Here is a 15,726-nt window from a genome sequence, read left to right as displayed (position 1 = left end):
GGGTTCCGGTAGCTGGAGCCCGCCGCGCTGGAGTCCCTTGGTGCGGTGCCGGCGGTGGTCATGAGTTCCTCTCGAAGGTCTTCGCGACAGCAGCCTCCGGGGCAGTGCCGTGGTCAGCGGTAGAGGGCGGAGTGAGGTTGTCGGCGAGCGCGAGAGCGCGAACGTCCGGGAGCAGCAGCGGTCCCACAGCGGCCAGGATCAGGACGGCGGTGATCGCCCACAGGGCGCGGGCGAGTGACGCGGTGCCGGCGAGGCCCGCGGCGAGGTACGCGAGGGGCACCAGGGTGAGCTGCCCGACCTCGGAGAAAGCGGAGATACGGCCGAGTTGGTGGGCGGGGATCCGCTGGGGAAGGAGGGTGCGCCAGGAGATCATGGAGATGTTGAGAGCGGCACCTGCGGTGAACGTGGCGGCGATCAGGAGTGGTAGTGGGGCGTGGGTGGCCATGGCGGCCATGGGGAGCGCCATGGTGGCGGCTGAGGCGACTTCGGCGAGGCCGGGCCGGTTGGGGGATCGCAGCAGGCACGCGGCCGCGCCGGTGACCAGGCCGATGGTGAAGCCGGAGATCACCAGGCCCCAGTCGGCGGGGCCGTGGAGGTGCTGCTGCGCGTACACCGGCCCGAGGAGGACGTAGCCGGCGAGCCAGGCCGCGACGATCAGAGTGCCTTGGATCGTCATCGCCCACAGCCACCGGTGCGAGGCGAAGACGGTCCAGCCCTCGCGCAGCTGCCGCCACGCGGTGGTGCGCTCCGCGGCCGTGGCGGGCAGGTGCAGGCGCAGCACGAGTGCTGCGGCGCCATAGAAGGTGACGGCGTCGTAGGCCAGGCCCCAGCCGGGGCCGATGGCCGCGATCAGCGCACCACCCACGGCAGGGCCGGCGATCTTGACGGCGTTGATGGAGCCCTGGTGCAGCGCGTTCGCCTGCCTCAGCGCCTCGGCGGGGACGAGTGAGGGGACCGTGCCGGACATGGCGGGGGACAGGAACGCGCTCGCCGCGCCGGACAGTGCGGACAGCATCGCCAGACGGCCGACACTCGCGGTGTGCGTGAGCAGCAGGACAGCGGCAGCGCTCTGGCCGGCGCCCAACAGCAGGTTCGAGGCGGCCATGACGAGATGGCGCGGGTAGCGGTCGCCGGCCACGCCTCCGACGAGAGTGAGCAGGACCTGCGGCAGCGCGCCTGCCGCGAGGATCCAGCCCAGCGAGGAAGCGCCGCCGATCGCCAGGCCGCCGAACGCCAGCGCGAGGGGCGCGATGGCCGTGCCGGAAGCGGACAGGATCCGCGCAGCGAGGAACACGCGGAAGTCGCGGTGACGCAGCGGAGCGAACGCGCCGCTGGTCGCGGGAGCGCCGTGAGCGGCCATGAGTCCCAGCGGCCCTCGAAGACGTATCCGCCGGCGCACATCCCGCTCCATGCCGGGCTCCGGGTCGTCGGCGGCCTGTGCAGCCAGATTGGCGGGATCACCGGATGTCGTCACGAAGCACCACCTCAGCCTCAACGCCCCGATCCGACAGCCGTGATCGGGGCGTTGGAGGCGTATGCGCGAGCGAGGCACGACGTCGTCCGGGTCCTGTTTGCTGGCCATTGCCCTTCTTGAGCGCGCCGCGGCCGATGCTTTGCACAACGATCGTCGACTGCACGGGGTCCTCCGTGGTGAATTCCGGGCTTGGTTCGGAGTGGGCAGGGCATGCGGTCTGTACTGGTCTGGGGCCGTATCAGGCGGCGTGCAGTTGCGATCGGGGCTCGGTGAGCTGGATGTGGGCGAGGGCCTTGTCGTCGCTCTTCTTGTAGCGGGGCCACTTGCCGGCGGCGGGGTCCTGCTCCTCGACTTCGCGGACGGTGTCGACCACCGCCTGTGGGCCGGCTGTGCGGCACGCCGCCGCCAGCTCGGGCCAGGTGTACAGCCCGTATTCGTCGACCGCGCAGGCCGCACCGTCGGTGGCGACGAGCACCTCGTCGAGCTCGTGGAGCGGCCAGGTGGCGGTGCGGGCGTGTCGTCCGGCTGCCGGGAGCGCCTCCGCGATCCAGTAGCCGCCGGCGCGGTTGACCACGGTGTCCTGATAGGCGCGCAGCTCCCGAAGAAGAGCGCGGTGCCGGTCGTCGAAACCGTGGCCGAGGCGAAGGCGTTGACGGTACTCACGGGCCTGGGGACGGGACTCGACAAGGCGGGCCAGGTGCTCGTCGCGCAACTGGTGCACGGTGGCGTCGGTGCCGAGCGCGATGATCGGGCTGTCACCGAGCACTGCCGCGTCGATCTGCTGTCCCAGCTGGCGCACGATGGCGACGGTCGCAGCCGGGGATGAGCCTGCGACGAGCCCGTGGTCGCGCACGACGTGGCCGATCGCCTCGGCCAGCAGTTCGCGCAGGTCCCCGCGCGGGTCCTCGCTGAGCAGGTCCGCGATCCGGTCGCCGAGTACGCCGGCGTACCAGCCGCCACGCGGGGCCTGATCGGTGACGGTCGACACACCGTCGAGGACAACCAGGGCATGAGGTAGGACGACGACGCGGTCCTCGGTGGGGCGCTCGGTGCTTCCGGGTAGCTCTCCTATCCGCACCCTCAGGGGCGCGGTGCGGATCTGATGCATGCTCATGCCGGTACTCCTCGGAAGTCGGGAAGGGAGGGACGTCGCGGTGGCGGCGCCGGGGCGTGCGATCGCCCAGGCGGTCCTGGGCTCGCGGCGTTGGTGACGTCAGTCGTGGGAAGTTCTGTCGAGCTGCGACCTGATGGACTTCTCCAGTTGGTCCATCGTCTGGGCCATGGCGCTGGCGAGATCGACCTCGTATAGGTGGGCGAGGATCAGGACCGACCACAGGCAGTCCGCCAACTCATGCTCGAGGAGAGCCTGTCCGCCCTGGGCGTCACGGGCTCCCTCCTGGGCCATCACGATCTTCGCGAGGTCGCCGACATCCCCGACGAAGCCGAGCACGAACTCCTCGCGGCTCCATACCCGTCCGCGCTTGGCCTGGTTCAGATCGTCGTAGAGCGCGTGGATCTCCAGCGCCCGCTGGAGGAGCTGAGGAAGGTCGGTAGCCGCTTGCGGTGCCTCGTGTTCGAGGTGCGGAGCGGTGAGGAGCTGTTCGATGGTGCGGTGGTCGGCGAGGAACTTCTCGACCTGGTGGAGTAGCAGGGTGTCGCCGAGGTCGCTGAGGTGGACGCCGTCGCTCCAGAGCCCGGCCGGAAGATCGTTGCCGGGGCCGGCGGTGAGCTGCTGGGAGGCGGTAACGAACGGTTGCCAGGGGTCCAGGACGAGGGCGCCGGCGGCTTCGGCGGCACAGGCAGCGATGCAGTTGAAGCGGTTGAGCTCGTGGTTCATGGCCTCGACAGTCGCTCGGTCCGCGATGGGCCCGAACGGGGTCTCCAAGACGCACACCACGATCCGGGAGCAGGCCGCGAGCCGCCGGAGAATCGCGGTGTAGTGCGCGGTGAAGTCAGTAGCGTTCACCGTCTCGGCCTCTCGGCCTTGGAAGCGGCGCCAGACATCGTTGATGCCGCAGGAGACGAATGCCAGGTCGTAGCCGGCGCCTTCTGTCTCGGTGGCCCGACAGACGATCTGCTCGATGTCGCGGCTGGTGGCGCCGCCCCGCGCGCGGTTGTCGAACTCGAAGGCGACGTGCGGCCAGGAAGCTTGCAGGGAGAGGTGCACGCGGTGGACGTAGCCGCGCCGCTGCCAACTCTCGACCGTGACCGGCGTGCCGATCGGCGGCAAGCCGGACTGATTTACCAACTGGGAGTTACAGGCCTCCAAGTGCTCCATGATGCTCGAGCCGAACCAGCCGACGCGCAGCGTGCGCTGGTTGCCACTGGCGGATCCGGAGGCGCCGGAAATGAGTTCCTTCACGAGCGGCATGCCGCCTCTCCACGCAACGGCGCTCCCTCTGTGAGGGCAGCTGCCGTCAGGAGGACCGCGGCCGGGATAAGGGACGGGCGAGCCGAGCACTCCCCGTCTCGCGGCCCGCCGGTGGCTGGCAGGTGCTTCCCGGGCGGGGTCACGATGCCGTACCGAGGGGGACGGAGGCGACGTGCCGCCAGGTGATCTCGCGGCCGTCGTGGCTCTGGGCGACCAGGGAGATATTCTCGGCGGTGAACGTGACCGGTTGCGTCGGGCAGTCACTGAGCCATGCCTTCATGTCCCGCCGGTCCGGCACCGGCCCGGTGGCGTAGGCGATTGACGCGTGTGGGTAGTAGACGGGCGGGATGAGCGGGAAGCGCTCGCCGGTGACGGCGGCGGTGGCCTTGGCGGTGATTTCCCACAGGCGGCGGGCCGGCTCGCCGGGCCGTCCAGCGCATTCGAGAGCGACGGTGCCCACGCTCGGGCGGTCCAGGGTGAGGTCGAACGGGGCGATGGTGGCGCACTGCTTGCGGACCTGCTCGGTGATCGCGGCGATCTCGTCGTCGGTGATCTCGCTGACGGGCCCGGAGTGCAGCAGCGTGACGTGGTACCACTCGGGCTGGACCGGGGCCATGTTCTCACGGAGCGTCAGGTTCTTGTAGGACTCGAAGAGCGCGTTCCGGATGCCGGCTGGGGGGAGGATGTGCCAGTGGTAGTCCTCGCGGCCCTCTGGCCAGCGGTGGGTGACGGTGTTGAAGAAGCTGTCCATGGTGCGGTCCTCGTCTCAGTTGGTGGGTCGGGTGGTGACTGGGCCGAGCAGGTCGGTGAGTTCGTCCTCGATCGTCGGTAGGTGCTGCAGCAGTTCGCGGCTCATCTCGTAGCGGTTGTTCCAGTAGCGGATCCCGTCGGGGTCGGCACCGGTCGTGGGCTGAAGGTAGGTGTCGGCCAGGCCGAACCAGGTCTGCAGGGCCTGCAGCAGCGTCAGCCGCGCGGAGAAGTGCAGTTGGGCCAGCGCGGCGGGCGGGGCGTGCTCGGCGTACGCGGCGACCACGCTGTTGGCGAAGGTGCGCCAGTTCGATGAGGTGGCGACGGTGAGCGGGTCGTAGGCGATCCGGCCGACCTCCCACGCCGGGTGCAGGACGCGACCACGCAGGTCCACGACCGCTGCCAGGTCGCCGCCAGCGGCGAACAGGAGGTTCGGGCGCGTGACGTCGCAGTGAACCAACTGCATCGGCAGGTCCGGCGGCAGGCCGGCCTGAAGGGCCGGCACGAATCGGAGGTCTTCCAGACGCTGACGGACCCGCTCATGGTGGAGCAGGTCGGCTTTCGTCGGTGTGGGCAGGGCGTCGATCGCAGCCAGGATGCGCCGGCCGAGGTCGTGGACGGGCGCGGTGTCCCGGCACCACCAGGGCTCGGAGGTGGGCCGGAACCGGCCGGGGTGCGGGTAGGCGGCCAGGCGCTGGTGCAAGCGGGCTAGCATCACCCCGATCTGGGCACCCTCGGCAGGGGCGAGCGGCCCGGTGGCGGGAGCGGCCTCGATCCAGTCCCAGACGCTGACAGCCAGCCCGCCGGCCGCCGTCAGGAGGCTGCCGTGCCGGCCCGGGCGCAGAGCAGGGATCGGGCAGCCGCCCCGGCGGGCGAAGTCGGACGCCTCCAGGCCTGCCGCCGTCTCGGTCAGGTCGGTGCCTGGCCGATATGCCTTCACGAAGAACCGCAGCCCGACGCTGGTGGCCTGGTAGTTGTCGGTCTCGGTGCCCAGCGGCACACGCTCGACGACGGCGCCGGGAAGGCCGTGGTGCGCGGCGAGCAGCGCGACGATCTCGTCCTCCCGGCTCACGCCGTAGCGCCTTCGCGGGTCTCGGAGACCGGCCAGCCAGAGGCCGCGAACAGCGGGCCGCCATCGCGGTAGGCGGCGATGGCGGCGGCACTGGTTGGGAACATCGGCTCGGGCAGGTCGTGGAGGTCGGACCAGCCGACTGAGATGTGCTTGGTCGGCTCGTTGTTGACCAGGTCGCCCGTCCAGCGGGTGGCGGCGAACACGAACAGGACGAACTCACCCACGCCGTCCCAGCCTTCGGCGACGTGGACGACGTGCACGAGCCGCAGGTCCGCGAGGTCCACGATCAGGCCGGTCTCCTCCAGCAGCTCCCTGGCCGCTGCCCGATCGGCGGGTTCTCCCGGGTCGACTTTCCCACCCGGCGTCGTCCAGGCCGGGCCGGGGTTCCAACTGCGGGCGGCGTAATGGATGGTGACGACCCGCTCCGTGTCCTGGTCGTGGACGATCACAGATGCGGCGAGTCGGCTGGTCATCATCGCGTTTGCTCCCTTGGGGCCGTGCGGTCAGTGGCTGGTGGTGGCGTTGTCAGGTGCGCTGCGCGGTGCTGGTACAGGTCGGCGGTCCTGGGAGAGCTGCCACAGATCAGCGAACAGGCCGGGCTGGTGAACAAGTTCGTCGAAATGGCCGCGCTGGGTGATGCGCCCGTCTTCGAGGACGATGATGCGGTCGGCGACGCTGGTGTTGGCGAGGTTGTGGGTGACGAGGATGACTGCGTTGCCGGCGGCGGCCTCGCGCAGGCCGTCGAAGATGGTCCGCTCACCACGGGCGTCGAGGTCGCTGGTCGGCTCGTCCAGCACGAGCAGGCCACCGCGGCGGTGGAAGCCGCGGGCTACCGCGATGCGTTGCCACTGGCCGCCGGACAGGGCGACGCCGCCCCACCATTCGCGGGCCAGCAGGGTGTCCAGGCCCGAGCGCAGAGTGGCGATGACCTCATCCGCGCCGGCGGCCTTCGCGGCGTCCATCACCGCTTCGTCGCCGCGCTCGGTGGGCTGGCCGAGCTGGATGTTCTGCCGCGCGGTGTCGGGCCAGCGGGCGAAGCTCTGCGGCACCACCGCGGTGTGGCGCCAGACCGCTTGCGCGTCGAGGTCGTTCATGTCGACGCCGTCCCACAGCACCTGGCCCTTGGTGGCCAGGTTCAGCCCGCACAGCAGCTTGAGGAGGGTGGACTTCCCGGCGCCGTTGACCCCGACCACGGCGATGATCTCCCCACGCCGGACCGTCAGGTCCACCCCGTCCAGGACGGGCTTGTCGGCGTCCGGGTAGGTGAAGCTCACACCCTTCAGTTCGATCACCGACGGGGCGGACGGCTTGATGGTGCCGCGCGCCAGGCGCCGCCCGGCGGCCTCGTCCACGAAGGTCGTCCAGTGGTCGAGGTAGAGGCCCGTGCGGTAGAGGTCGGTGCCGTAGCCGATGATGCCCTGCATCGCCTGGGCGCTGGAGGTCACCGCGATGACGGCGGTGCCCGCCGAGGCCACCGAGATCCGCCCGTCCGCGAGCAGCCAGCCGAGCGCCAGCCACAGCACGCCCGCGCCGACGCCGGAGGCTGCGGAACCGATCAGGGAGATCCGCGCGGACTGTCCCACGGCCCGGTCGTTGCTCTCGTCGATCCGCTTACCGGCGGCCCGGTAGCGGGTCAGCAGGTAGTCGGCCATCGTGTCGGAGCGGACCTGGTCGGCGACCGTCTTGTCCATCAGGTACCAGCGCAACATGTTGAGAAGCCGGCGGTCGTCATAGGAGCCGTGCATCGCCAGGTAGTTGATGCGGGCTGAGCGCACCGAGGCCAGCGCGCGGGGGATCGCGCCGAGCAGCAGGAGCCCGAGCAGGAGCGGGTGCAGGACGGCGAGCACGGACGCCGCGGCGATCAGGGACAGGCTGGAGGCGATCATGCTCTGCGTCTCGGGCAGCAGGTCCCGGGAGATGTCCGCGCCCCGGTCGGCCGCATCGGCCCGGTCGTTGAACCCGGGGGTGTCGTAGGCGGCAAGCTCCGCGTTCGACCCGGCGTCCAGCATCAGCAGCTCGGCCTGGCGCGAGATCTTCGGGCCGATCCGCTGGGACAGGCTGGATACCGTCACAGCCAGCACGGCCCGCGCTCCGGCCGCCACCGCCAGTACCGCCAGCGACGGAGCCGCCTGGTGCAACCGCTCACCGATGTGGCCGGAGGCGATCAGCGCCGTCAGCGTCCGGGTCGTGGCCAGCAGCCCGAACGCCCCCAGAACCCCCGAGACGACCTGGCACGTCAGCAGCACCACCAGCGCCGTACGATCGATCTGCCAGCCCAACGCGAGGGCGCGGCGCATCAACTCCGGCAGCCGGCGCACCATCGCGCCCGTGGTCATGCTCTGCCCGGCCGCGATCCGGTTGTCGCCGGCCATCTGCCAGCGCAGCGCCTCCTCGTTCTCCTCGCTCTCCAGTTCCTGTTCCTGCTGTGGCGCGGTGGTGTGCGACATCCGATCCCCGTTTGCTCGTAGTGGCACCCGGCCGGGCGCCGGGTGATGGGCAACGCGTGCACCGCCGCCCGCTTCGCGGCGGGTGGCGGGGTGAGGGTCAGTGGGCGGCGCGTGGAGAGCGCAGCAGGTCGAGCGCCGTTCTCGCGTAGGCGAGGATCTCCTTGTCCTGGTGCTCCCTGGCCCACTTGAGCGCGGATGGGCAGTCGATCGCCGCCCATCCCCGGCATGCCGACTCCTCCTCGGCGGACAGGGTGCGGCCGTAGCCGTCGAAGAACGCTTCGCGCAGGGCGGGCCGCCCTGGGGTGAGCTGGTAGAGGACGCGCATGAGGTCGTGGCGCACCGGTTCTTCGACGGATGTTCGTTCGAAGTCGATGACCCGCAGGCGCAGACCGGCGTCTGCCCGCTCGACGAGCCAGTTGCGCGGGCTGTAGTCGCCGTGGCACACCGCCACTGGCAGCACCGGTGGCGGTGCGGCTGTGGCGGCGGCGAGCACGGCGACGTCCTCGGCCGGAAGCGCGAGGTCCAGGGCCAGGTCCAGGGCGCGGCGGCGCTGGACATCCCAGGGCGTCGGCGCGTGCACGGCATCCTCCGGCGGATGCTGCCCGTGCAGCCGGGCCGCCAGGACCCCGGCCTGCCGGTAGGCCTCCCGCTCCAGCACCGGGTCCAGTTGGGCCACGGACAGCGGAAGTCCCTTCACCGCGCGGGTGACGATCAGCAGACCCTCTGGGTTACGGCCGGCCAGCCGGGCCGTTCGGCGCGCACCGAGCGCCGGGACGAACTCGTCGTAGGCGCGGGTCTCACGGTCGAACATCAGCCGGTTATTGTGCCGCTTGGCGTACCAACCGTGGCCATTACGGTCCTCGACCTCCCACACCACCGGGGTTCCATGACGGTTGCGGGAGCGGATTGCGCGCAGACGGAACTCTCCGACCACCTCGCCCAGCAGGCGGGCGACGCCCTCCGGAACCCCCGTCCCCTCGCCATGGTGGCCGCTCACGCCGGGAACCCCCGCACCGACAGCGCGCGGCCCACTGCGATGGCGTCCAGCGCCTGGACGGTGTAGTCGATGACTGGCTCCGGCAGCGCCTCCAGTGGCCACCACCGCAGGTCGCCGCACTTGGCCGGCTCCATGTTCTCCACTTGGCCGGTGTACTTGGCGGGGGTGAAGAACAACTGCAGCCGTCCCGCACCGTCGTCTGCGTCGAGGTCGTGCAGGACATGGACCAGCTTCAGATCGGCCTGGTCGATGTCGATGCCCAGCTCCTCCCGCGCCTCGCGCGCCATGCCGGCCGCGACGGATTCGCCCTGCTCGAGGTGACCGGCGGGGACGTGCCAGCACCCTTCGCCGTAGGCCGTGTTTCTGCGTCTGCCCAGCAGGACCTGGTCCTCCTCGACGAGCACCAAGTGCACCCCGATGACCGTTTGGTGCGGCACTGAAATCTCCTTCACGACACAGAGGGGACGAAGACGATGGAGCGGCGCGCCGACGGTGCACTCGGTGCTGCGGCGGGTGCCGGGGGATCGGGTGCGCCTGATCCTGTCAGCGCCTGGCCGTGTTGCTCGGCGTGTCAGTCCGGCGGTCACTCGATGGTGCCAACCTCGGTAAAACAGCGGCGAGTTGCTGGCCATGGACGCGAGCCCTTGCCAGTGCTGACCGGGCTGGTGTTCGGCCGTGTGGCTCTCTCCAAGGTTGGCAGATGGCGTGGTCGAGCGGTGCGAGGATGCGGGGCCGTGACTGGCTCTTCTGTCTCCCGGAATCCCGTGGGTTGACATGCCGCACCTACAGGTCGGCCGGGATGGGGGTGGCGGGTGAGCCGAGGTGGAACAGCAGACGGGGTCCGAGCCGTTCGACCGCTCCACTGCCCATCATGACGACCAGATCGCCGCGTTCGGCCAGTGAGGCGATCAGTTCCTCGACGCCGCTGCCGACTTTGGTGGCGTGCCACGTGTGCCAGGCGTGCACGTGGCCGGCCATGCCATTGAGGGTGGCGGCGCGGGCGATGGCTGCGGTTCCTGTGTCGGCCTCCGGGTTCGATGCGGGTTGGGGCGCGTGGACCGGCAGCAGCACGACGTCGTCGGCCGCAGCGAGTTGGGCGCCCATCTCGAGGCCAAGTGACATGGTGCGTGCCAAGCCGCTCGGCTCGAACACGGCGATGACGTTCCCCTCCGTGAGCATCCGCGCGGCCTTGAGGTCGGCGGCGATCTCCGCGGGGTGACGGGCGAGTGAGTCGACCACGGTGATTCCGGCCTGGCGGCCCAGCACGGTCAGGGACCGTTCGATGCCGTTGAACCGCGTGGAGATGCCGGCGGCCAGGTCTGCGGCCGTTGCGCCGAGCGCGCGGCCGGCGGCGAAGGCGGCAGCGGCGGCCAGGGCGTTGTGTCGCCCGGGCATCGCCACGATGACGGTGTACCAGGAACTGTCGGCGTCCTGCACGGTCACATGGCTGGCCGTCCCGTCCCACACGACCTGCACGACGCGCACGTCCGCGTCATGCGCCTCGCCGAACGTGATCACGCGGGGGCCGGATCGCTTGGCCAGCCGGTCGGCCAGCGCGCACGCTCCGGGGTCGTCGGTGGGTAGAACCACGGTGCTGCTGCGTCGGGCGAGAGCCTCCAACTCGTCAAGGACGTCGTCGAGGTCCTGGTGGTGCGCCGGCGTGGCGGTGGCGTTGAGGATGAGTGCGACCGTCGGGAAGCAGCGGGCCTCGGGCCGGGGCCCGTCATCTTCGCCCGGGCCGAGGTCGGCGATCAGCAGATCGCCGCCGCTGTGGTGACCGGCGACGCTGCCTGCCGGTGGGGCGCCGAGCACCCAGGACGGGTTGCGGTGATCCAGTGCGCTGGTGAGCATGACCGCCGCGGTTGTGGTGCTGTGGCTGCCGGCCACTGTGACGGAGGCTGGTGCGGAGTCGACGAGCATCGCCAGGGCCTCGTCGCGCTGCAGGACAGGCAGGCGCATCTCCTCGGCCCGTTCGCGCTCCGGTCCTGTGCTGGCCGTTGAGCTGTTCCAGACCAGTGCCGACATGTCCGCTCGGACGTGGCTGCGGTCGTTGCCGAGCACGATCCGGGCGCCGGCCTTGGCGAGCGCTGCGGCAGCGTCGCTGTCCTGGGTGGCGGACCCGGACACGCGGCTGCCGCGCTCTACCAGCAGCCATGCAAGCCCTGGCATGCCGGGTTCGGTGATACCGACCAGGTGGGGAGCGGATAGGCGGATCGGCCCGCTGTACACGGGGGTCTCACGTGCCACGGTGTCGTTCAACTCCTCTGTAGAGCATGTGCGGTGGGAAGATCTGGCGGGCGCGGTAAGACGGCGATGGGCGACCATATGACCTGGGGCGGTAGCCGCCCTCACGTTCTGGCGCTCGGCGGGGCTGGCGCTCGCCGGTGGACGGATGGCGCGTTCTGGTGCGCCGCGGGAAACGGGGCACGGGAGATCAGTTGGTCCAGCAGGGCGACGAGCACCGCCCGCACGGAGGCGTGGTCGCGGGCGTCGACCATGAGCACTGCGGTGTTCGGGTCTTTGAGTACGAGCGCGGTGCGGATCTGTGGCTCGGTGTAGGGCCGGGCGCCTTGGAAGCAGTTGACCGCCACCACGAATGGGGTGCCTCGCTGCTCGAAGAAGTCCACGGCGGCGAAACTCGTCTCCAGACGGCGCGGGTCGATGAGGACGACGGCACCGATCGTGCCGCGCAACAGGTCGTCCCACATGAACCAGAACCGGTCCTGGCCCGGGGTGCCGAACAGCAGGAGCGTGGCGGCATCCAGGGTGATCCGCCCGAAGTCCAGCGCCACAGTGGTGGTCGTCTTGGCCTCGGCGGTCACCGGGTCGACACCGATACCCGCCACGGTCAGGCGCTCTTCGGTTCGCAGCGGGGTGATCTCGCTGATGGCGCCGACGAAGGTGGTCTTGCCGACGCCGAAGCCGCCCGCGATGAGGATCTTCGTCTGCGGGGGCGGACTGGAGCTAGAGGGCTTGGAGGCCGCTTCGGACGCGGCGGAGAAAGGTGACATCGGCTGCCTGGTGTTCGGTCATCGGGGGTTGGTGGTGCAGGAGGCCGCGGTCGGCCAGTTCGGTGAGCATGGCGATCACCGTGACCAGGGGCAGGCCCAGGCGGGCGGCGATCTCCGCCACCGCCCGCGGCGCCTCGCACATGGCGAGGGCTGCCCGCCACTCGGCGGGCAGCCCTCGCGGCTGCGCGTTGGGGGCGGCGGTGACAAAGGAGTGCATCGCCAGCGGGGGCCCGGCAGCGGAGGGGACGGGGACCAGGGCGAACAGGCGGGTACGGCGGCTGGCGGGCATCAGCCGGCGGTGAGGTCCGGGCGGGGCCGGGTGCTCATCTGTTCCGCGTACGCGCGGGCCTTGCGGACGATCTCGCCCAGGGCCAGGCCGACGGGCGCGGACGCCTCGAGCGCGACGAACAAGGTGCTGTTGGCCCCGCACGCGGTGATCGCGATCGTGCGCTGCTGCATGCTCACAACGGTGTGCAGGACTTGCCGGCCGTCCACGTCTGCGGACAGTGCGGTGGACAGGCTGGCCATGCCGGAGCAGGCCGCGGTGATGCGCTGCGCCTCCTCGGTGCTGACGCCGTAGGCGGCCTGGGGGAGGCCGTCGTTGGACAGCAGGACCAGGCTCAGCACGCCGGGGATGCTGGCGAGACTGTTGCGGAGCATGTCGTAGCTGCGGTCGTTAACGGTCTCGGGGACGCTGTTGGGAAGCGTTGCGACGTTACTCATGGATCACTCTCCAGGGGTGGGGAAGTGGGCGAACAGGTCGGACAGGTCTTCGGCGCTGCGATCGTCGATGCCGTAGCCGCCCACCCGGGGCTCGTCGGTTGGTGCGGGCTGGCGCAGCGGTGCGGCGAGGTTGGCACCGGGCACACGTTGGGGCAGGCCGTCAGTTGTCAATTGCCGGCCTGGCGAGGCGGTGACCAGGGACAGGGATGGGCGTTGCTCGGCCGGTACGGCGGGCAGTGAGGGCGCGGTGTGGTCGGCTCGGTCGGCCGCGGCCGCGGGCGGTGGCGGGGCGGGCTCGGCGCTTGCCGGTTGAGTCAGTAGGCGGTCGGGGATGAGCACGAGGGCCGATACTCCGCCGAAGTCGGAGGGGCGCAGCCGTACCGACAGGCCGAATGGGACGGTGAGCTTGCCGACGACGAACAGGCCCAGTTGCTGGATGTCCGCGAGTTCGGCGAACAGCGGGGCTACTTGCAGACGGCGGTTCAGCTCGTCGAGGGCCTCGGGCGTAAGACCCTTGCCGCGGTCTTCGACCTCGAAGGCGATCCCGCTGCCAGTGGGCGCGGATCGGACGATGACGGGCAGGTGCGGGGCGGAGTAGGCGAGGGCGTTCTCGGTGAGCTCCGCGAGCAGGTGGGTGAGGGCTCCGGCGGCCTCGGGTATGACTGCGCCCTCCGCCCCGAAGTCCAGGCGCACTCTCGAGCGGTCGGTGACCTCGCCGATGGCATCGAGAAGAAGGTTGCCGACGGGCACCGGCTGGGTGTGGGGGTGGGGGATGGTGCCGCCGGTGAGGAGCAGCAGGTTCTCCAACTGTCGGCGCAGCTGCACCAGGCGGTGGTCGACGGCGGCCAGATCGTTTTTCGTGGCCGCGTCGAAGCCGGGGCGGTGCTGCAGCGTTTCCAGGCCCTCGAGTGCGAAGTCGGCCGCGACCAGGGAGCGGGTGGCCGCCGACATGGCGAACCGGTCGAAGCCGTCCCGCTCGCGGTAGAGGGTGTATGCGGAGTCGCCGGCGAGCTGGGCCAGGCGTGCCAGGGCGTCGGAGATGACGCCGAACTCATCACCGTGACCGGTTGGCCTGGGCAGCGCGCTGGTGTCCACTGCCTCCCCGTGCTTCAGACGCCGGATCAGCTCCGGAAGCTGGTGCTGGGCGACAGCCAGCGCGATCGTCTGTGTCCTTTGGGCGCGCCGCACGATGGCACCGCTCACCGTGAGCAGGACGACCAGGACGACCACCAGGAGGAGGGAGCCGGCTCCGGCCACCAGGTACGCGTCGTGGCGAAGCCCCCGGCCCGCCGCCACTGCTCCGCGTCGTCCCGCCGTAAGCGCTGTCGCCTCGTGGGACAGGACAGTCACACACACCGCGACCAGGGTGGCGCAGGCGAGCGAGGCGGCGAGGGCGACCAGGCGCAGCAGTGCCCGCACCGTCAGCGCGTTCCGGGGTGAGGCGTGCAGCGGATGGGCGGGTCCAGGCAGGGGAGACGACATCATTCCTCACGGAACACGAGGGCTTGCGGGCGGCGGGCTGGGGCTCGGGGTGGGCTAGGTCTGGGCGAAGCCCCTGGACAGGTCGACATCGGTGACACGCACGCGGTGGACGTCCAGCTCGCGTTGGGCGGCGCGCGCGTAGTGGGCGACGACCTCCTCGCCGAGTAGTTCGGCCGCGAGCCGGCTTCCCTCGAACGCTGTCAGGGAGTGGTGGAGCGTGGGCGCGACCGGTGGGGCGGCGCTGTCCTGGTAGGCGTCACCGGTGGATGGCGCCGGTGGTTTGAGGTCGTGGTCGATGCCGTGCTGGGCTGCTGCCAGTACGGAGGCCAGCGCCAGGTAGGGGTTGGCGTCCGCTCCGGGCAGGCGGACCTCCAGGTGCAGCCCCGTGCCGTGGCCGACGACCCGCACCGCGCAGCCGCGGTTGTCCCATCCCCAGGCGTAGCGGGTCGGGGCGAACGAGTGCGGCTGGTAGCGCTTGTAGGAGTTGACGGTCGGGGCGTACAGCGGGGCGAGGTGGGGAAGGGCATCCAGCAGTCCCGCCACCACCTGCCCGGCTAGCTCCGGTAGTTCGCCACCGTGGCCGGGGCCGGCGAACAGCGCCTGATCCCCGCGCCACAACGACACGTGAAGATGCAGTCCACTGCCCACTCCATCGCTGGGCGCGGCCATGAACGTGGCCGCGAGACGGTGCCGCTCGGAGGTCGTGCGCACGGCGTGCTTGAACAACAGATGCCCGTCGCACGCGGCGAGCGCCTCCCCATAGGGGAAGGTGACCTCGACCTGGCCGGGTGCCCCCTCGGTCTTGACCGCCTCCACCGGCAGGCCCGCCTTCGCGAGGCCGGCACGCAGGTTGCGGGAGAAGGCGGACAGCACCCTCGGGTGGTCCAGCGCGTAGTCGCGGTTGTCCCACGTCACCGGGCGCAGATCCCGGTAGCCACCATCGGCAAGTTCGCCCAGGGTGCCGTGGTAGAGGACGAACTCCGTCTCCAGCCCCACCCGGGCCTGCATGCCGCGGGCGGCGAGTTGGTCGAGCTGCCGGCGCAGCATCGAGCGCGGCGAAACCTGCAGCAATTGCCCGTCAGGCCCGAGAGCGTCGGCGAGCACCAGGGCGGTCCTGGGCAGCCAGGGCGTCAGCCGCGCGGAACCCGGATCCGGGGCAAGGCGCACGTCGCCGTAGCCGGACTCCCAGGAGGCGAGGGCGAAACCCTTCAGCGGGGTCATGTCCACATCGGTGGCGAAGACGTACGCGCACATCTCCGCGACGCCGTCCCCGTCGGCGAGACGGTCCAGGAAGTACCGGGCGTCGTACTCCTTGCCCTTGAGCCGGCCCTGGCCGTCGGCCACGGCCAGCAGCACGGTGTCCACCCGACCGGCACCGACCAGCGCGCGCAACTGCTCCATG

General features: G+C 70.7%; 15 protein-coding genes. All 15 read right to left on the bottom strand.

Translation table 11 applies throughout. The features are described from left to right. Positions 1-58 precede the first annotated feature (58 nt). The 15 genes from ABH940_RS16145 to ABH940_RS16075 all read right to left on the bottom strand — a co-directional run bounded on the left by ABH940_RS16145 (position 59) and on the right by ABH940_RS16075 (position 15,725). A complete protein-coding gene (locus ABH940_RS16145; protein ID WP_370066371.1) occupies positions 59-1,474 on the bottom strand; it encodes an MFS transporter in 1,416 nt (471 codons plus the stop codon). Positions 1,475-1,712: 238 nt separating this feature from the next. Further along, positions 1,713-2,588 (bottom strand): protein phosphatase 2C domain-containing protein, encoded by an 876-nt coding sequence (locus ABH940_RS16140; RefSeq protein ID WP_370066369.1) that lies wholly within the window; start codon positions 2,586-2,588, stop codon positions 1,713-1,715. A 99-nt stretch (positions 2,589-2,687) separates the two neighbouring features. After that, on the bottom strand, positions 2,688-3,845 hold the full coding sequence (locus ABH940_RS16135; RefSeq protein ID WP_370066368.1) for a GDSL-type esterase/lipase family protein: 1,158 nt from the start codon (positions 3,843-3,845) through the stop codon (positions 2,688-2,690). Positions 3,846-3,984: 139 nt separating this feature from the next. Beyond that, complete coding sequence (locus ABH940_RS16130; protein WP_370105497.1) at positions 3,985-4,596, bottom strand: 2'-5' RNA ligase family protein; 612 nt, start codon at positions 4,594-4,596, stop codon at positions 3,985-3,987. Between the two features lie 15 nt (positions 4,597-4,611). Further along, the gene (locus ABH940_RS16125) at positions 4,612-5,664 is read right to left on the bottom strand and encodes a phosphotransferase enzyme family protein (RefSeq protein ID WP_370066365.1); all 1,053 of its coding nucleotides are present in this window, start codon (positions 5,662-5,664) and stop codon (positions 4,612-4,614) included. Further along, positions 5,661-6,140, bottom strand: coding sequence for an NUDIX domain-containing protein (locus tag ABH940_RS16120; RefSeq protein ID WP_370066363.1), 480 nt, complete (start codon positions 6,138-6,140; stop codon positions 5,661-5,663). Before ABH940_RS16120 ends, ABH940_RS16125 begins: the two co-directional genes overlap by 4 nt. Positions 6,141-6,167: 27 nt before the next feature. Continuing rightward, a complete protein-coding gene (locus tag ABH940_RS16115; protein WP_370066361.1) occupies positions 6,168-8,111 on the bottom strand; it encodes an ATP-binding cassette domain-containing protein in 1,944 nt (647 codons plus the stop codon). Positions 8,112-8,208: 97 nt separating this feature from the next. Beyond that, complete coding sequence (locus tag ABH940_RS16110) at positions 8,209-9,108, bottom strand: phosphotransferase family protein (protein ID WP_370066359.1); 900 nt, start codon at positions 9,106-9,108, stop codon at positions 8,209-8,211. Then, complete coding sequence (locus ABH940_RS16105) at positions 9,105-9,545, bottom strand: NUDIX domain-containing protein (protein WP_370066357.1); 441 nt, start codon at positions 9,543-9,545, stop codon at positions 9,105-9,107. Before ABH940_RS16105 ends, ABH940_RS16110 begins: the two co-directional genes overlap by 4 nt. A gap of 346 nt (positions 9,546-9,891) precedes the next feature. Next, positions 9,892-11,433: a Mur ligase domain-containing protein gene (locus ABH940_RS16100; RefSeq protein ID WP_370066355.1), complete on the bottom strand. Its 1,542-nt coding sequence runs from the start codon at positions 11,431-11,433 to the stop codon at positions 9,892-9,894. A gap of 23 nt (positions 11,434-11,456) precedes the next feature. After that, positions 11,457-12,119, bottom strand: coding sequence for an ATP/GTP-binding protein (locus ABH940_RS16095; protein WP_370066353.1), 663 nt, complete (start codon positions 12,117-12,119; stop codon positions 11,457-11,459). Beyond that, on the bottom strand, positions 12,073-12,408 hold the full coding sequence (locus tag ABH940_RS16090) for a DUF742 domain-containing protein (protein ID WP_370066351.1): 336 nt from the start codon (positions 12,406-12,408) through the stop codon (positions 12,073-12,075). The genes ABH940_RS16095 and ABH940_RS16090 overlap by 47 nt, the downstream gene beginning before the upstream one ends. Continuing rightward, a complete protein-coding gene (locus ABH940_RS16085) occupies positions 12,408-12,842 on the bottom strand; it encodes a roadblock/LC7 domain-containing protein (RefSeq protein WP_370066349.1) in 435 nt (144 codons plus the stop codon). The genes ABH940_RS16090 and ABH940_RS16085 overlap by 1 nt, the downstream gene beginning before the upstream one ends. 3 nt (positions 12,843-12,845) lie before the next feature. Beyond that, the gene (locus tag ABH940_RS16080; RefSeq protein ID WP_370105496.1) at positions 12,846-14,324 is read right to left on the bottom strand and encodes a sensor histidine kinase; all 1,479 of its coding nucleotides are present in this window, start codon (positions 14,322-14,324) and stop codon (positions 12,846-12,848) included. Positions 14,325-14,378: 54 nt separating this feature from the next. Continuing rightward, on the bottom strand, positions 14,379-15,725 hold the full coding sequence (locus ABH940_RS16075; protein ID WP_370066345.1) for a glutamine synthetase family protein: 1,347 nt from the start codon (positions 15,723-15,725) through the stop codon (positions 14,379-14,381). Between the last annotated feature and the right edge of the window lies 1 nt (position 15,726).

The sequence above is a fragment of the Streptacidiphilus sp. BW17 genome (assembly GCF_041262485.1).
Taxonomy (GTDB): Bacteria; Actinomycetota; Actinomycetes; order Streptomycetales; family Streptomycetaceae; genus Streptacidiphilus.
Note: the sequence above shows the minus strand (reverse complement) of the source record. Positions and strands in the feature narration are given on the sequence as shown.

Bases quoted from the DNA above. Each gene is read 5' to 3' on its own strand.
- ABH940_RS16090 (WP_370066351.1), bottom strand. From the start codon at position 12,408: ATGCCCGCCAGCCGCCGTACCCGCCTGTTCGCCCTGGTCCCCGTCCCC.
- ABH940_RS16095 (WP_370066353.1), bottom strand. From the start codon at position 12,119: ATGTCACCTTTCTCCGCCGCGTCCGAAGCGGCCTCCAAGCCCTCTAGC.
- ABH940_RS16140 (WP_370066369.1), bottom strand. From the start codon at position 2,588: ATGAGCATGCATCAGATCCGCACCGCGCCCCTGAGGGTGCGGATAGGA.
- ABH940_RS16130 (WP_370105497.1), bottom strand. From the start codon at position 4,596: ATGGACAGCTTCTTCAACACCGTCACCCACCGCTGGCCAGAGGGCCGC.
- ABH940_RS16115 (WP_370066361.1), bottom strand. From the start codon at position 8,111: ATGTCGCACACCACCGCGCCACAGCAGGAACAGGAACTGGAGAGCGAG.
- ABH940_RS16100 (WP_370066355.1), bottom strand. From the start codon at position 11,433: ATGGTCGCCCATCGCCGTCTTACCGCGCCCGCCAGATCTTCCCACCGC.
- ABH940_RS16085 (WP_370066349.1), bottom strand. From the start codon at position 12,842: ATGAGTAACGTCGCAACGCTTCCCAACAGCGTCCCCGAGACCGTTAAC.
- ABH940_RS16080 (WP_370105496.1), bottom strand. From the start codon at position 14,324: ATGTCGTCTCCCCTGCCTGGACCCGCCCATCCGCTGCACGCCTCACCC.
- ABH940_RS16075 (WP_370066345.1), bottom strand. From the start codon at position 15,725: ATGGAGCAGTTGCGCGCGCTGGTCGGTGCCGGTCGGGTGGACACCGTG.
- ABH940_RS16120 (WP_370066363.1), bottom strand. From the start codon at position 6,140: ATGATGACCAGCCGACTCGCCGCATCTGTGATCGTCCACGACCAGGAC.
- ABH940_RS16135 (WP_370066368.1), bottom strand. From the start codon at position 3,845: ATGCCGCTCGTGAAGGAACTCATTTCCGGCGCCTCCGGATCCGCCAGT.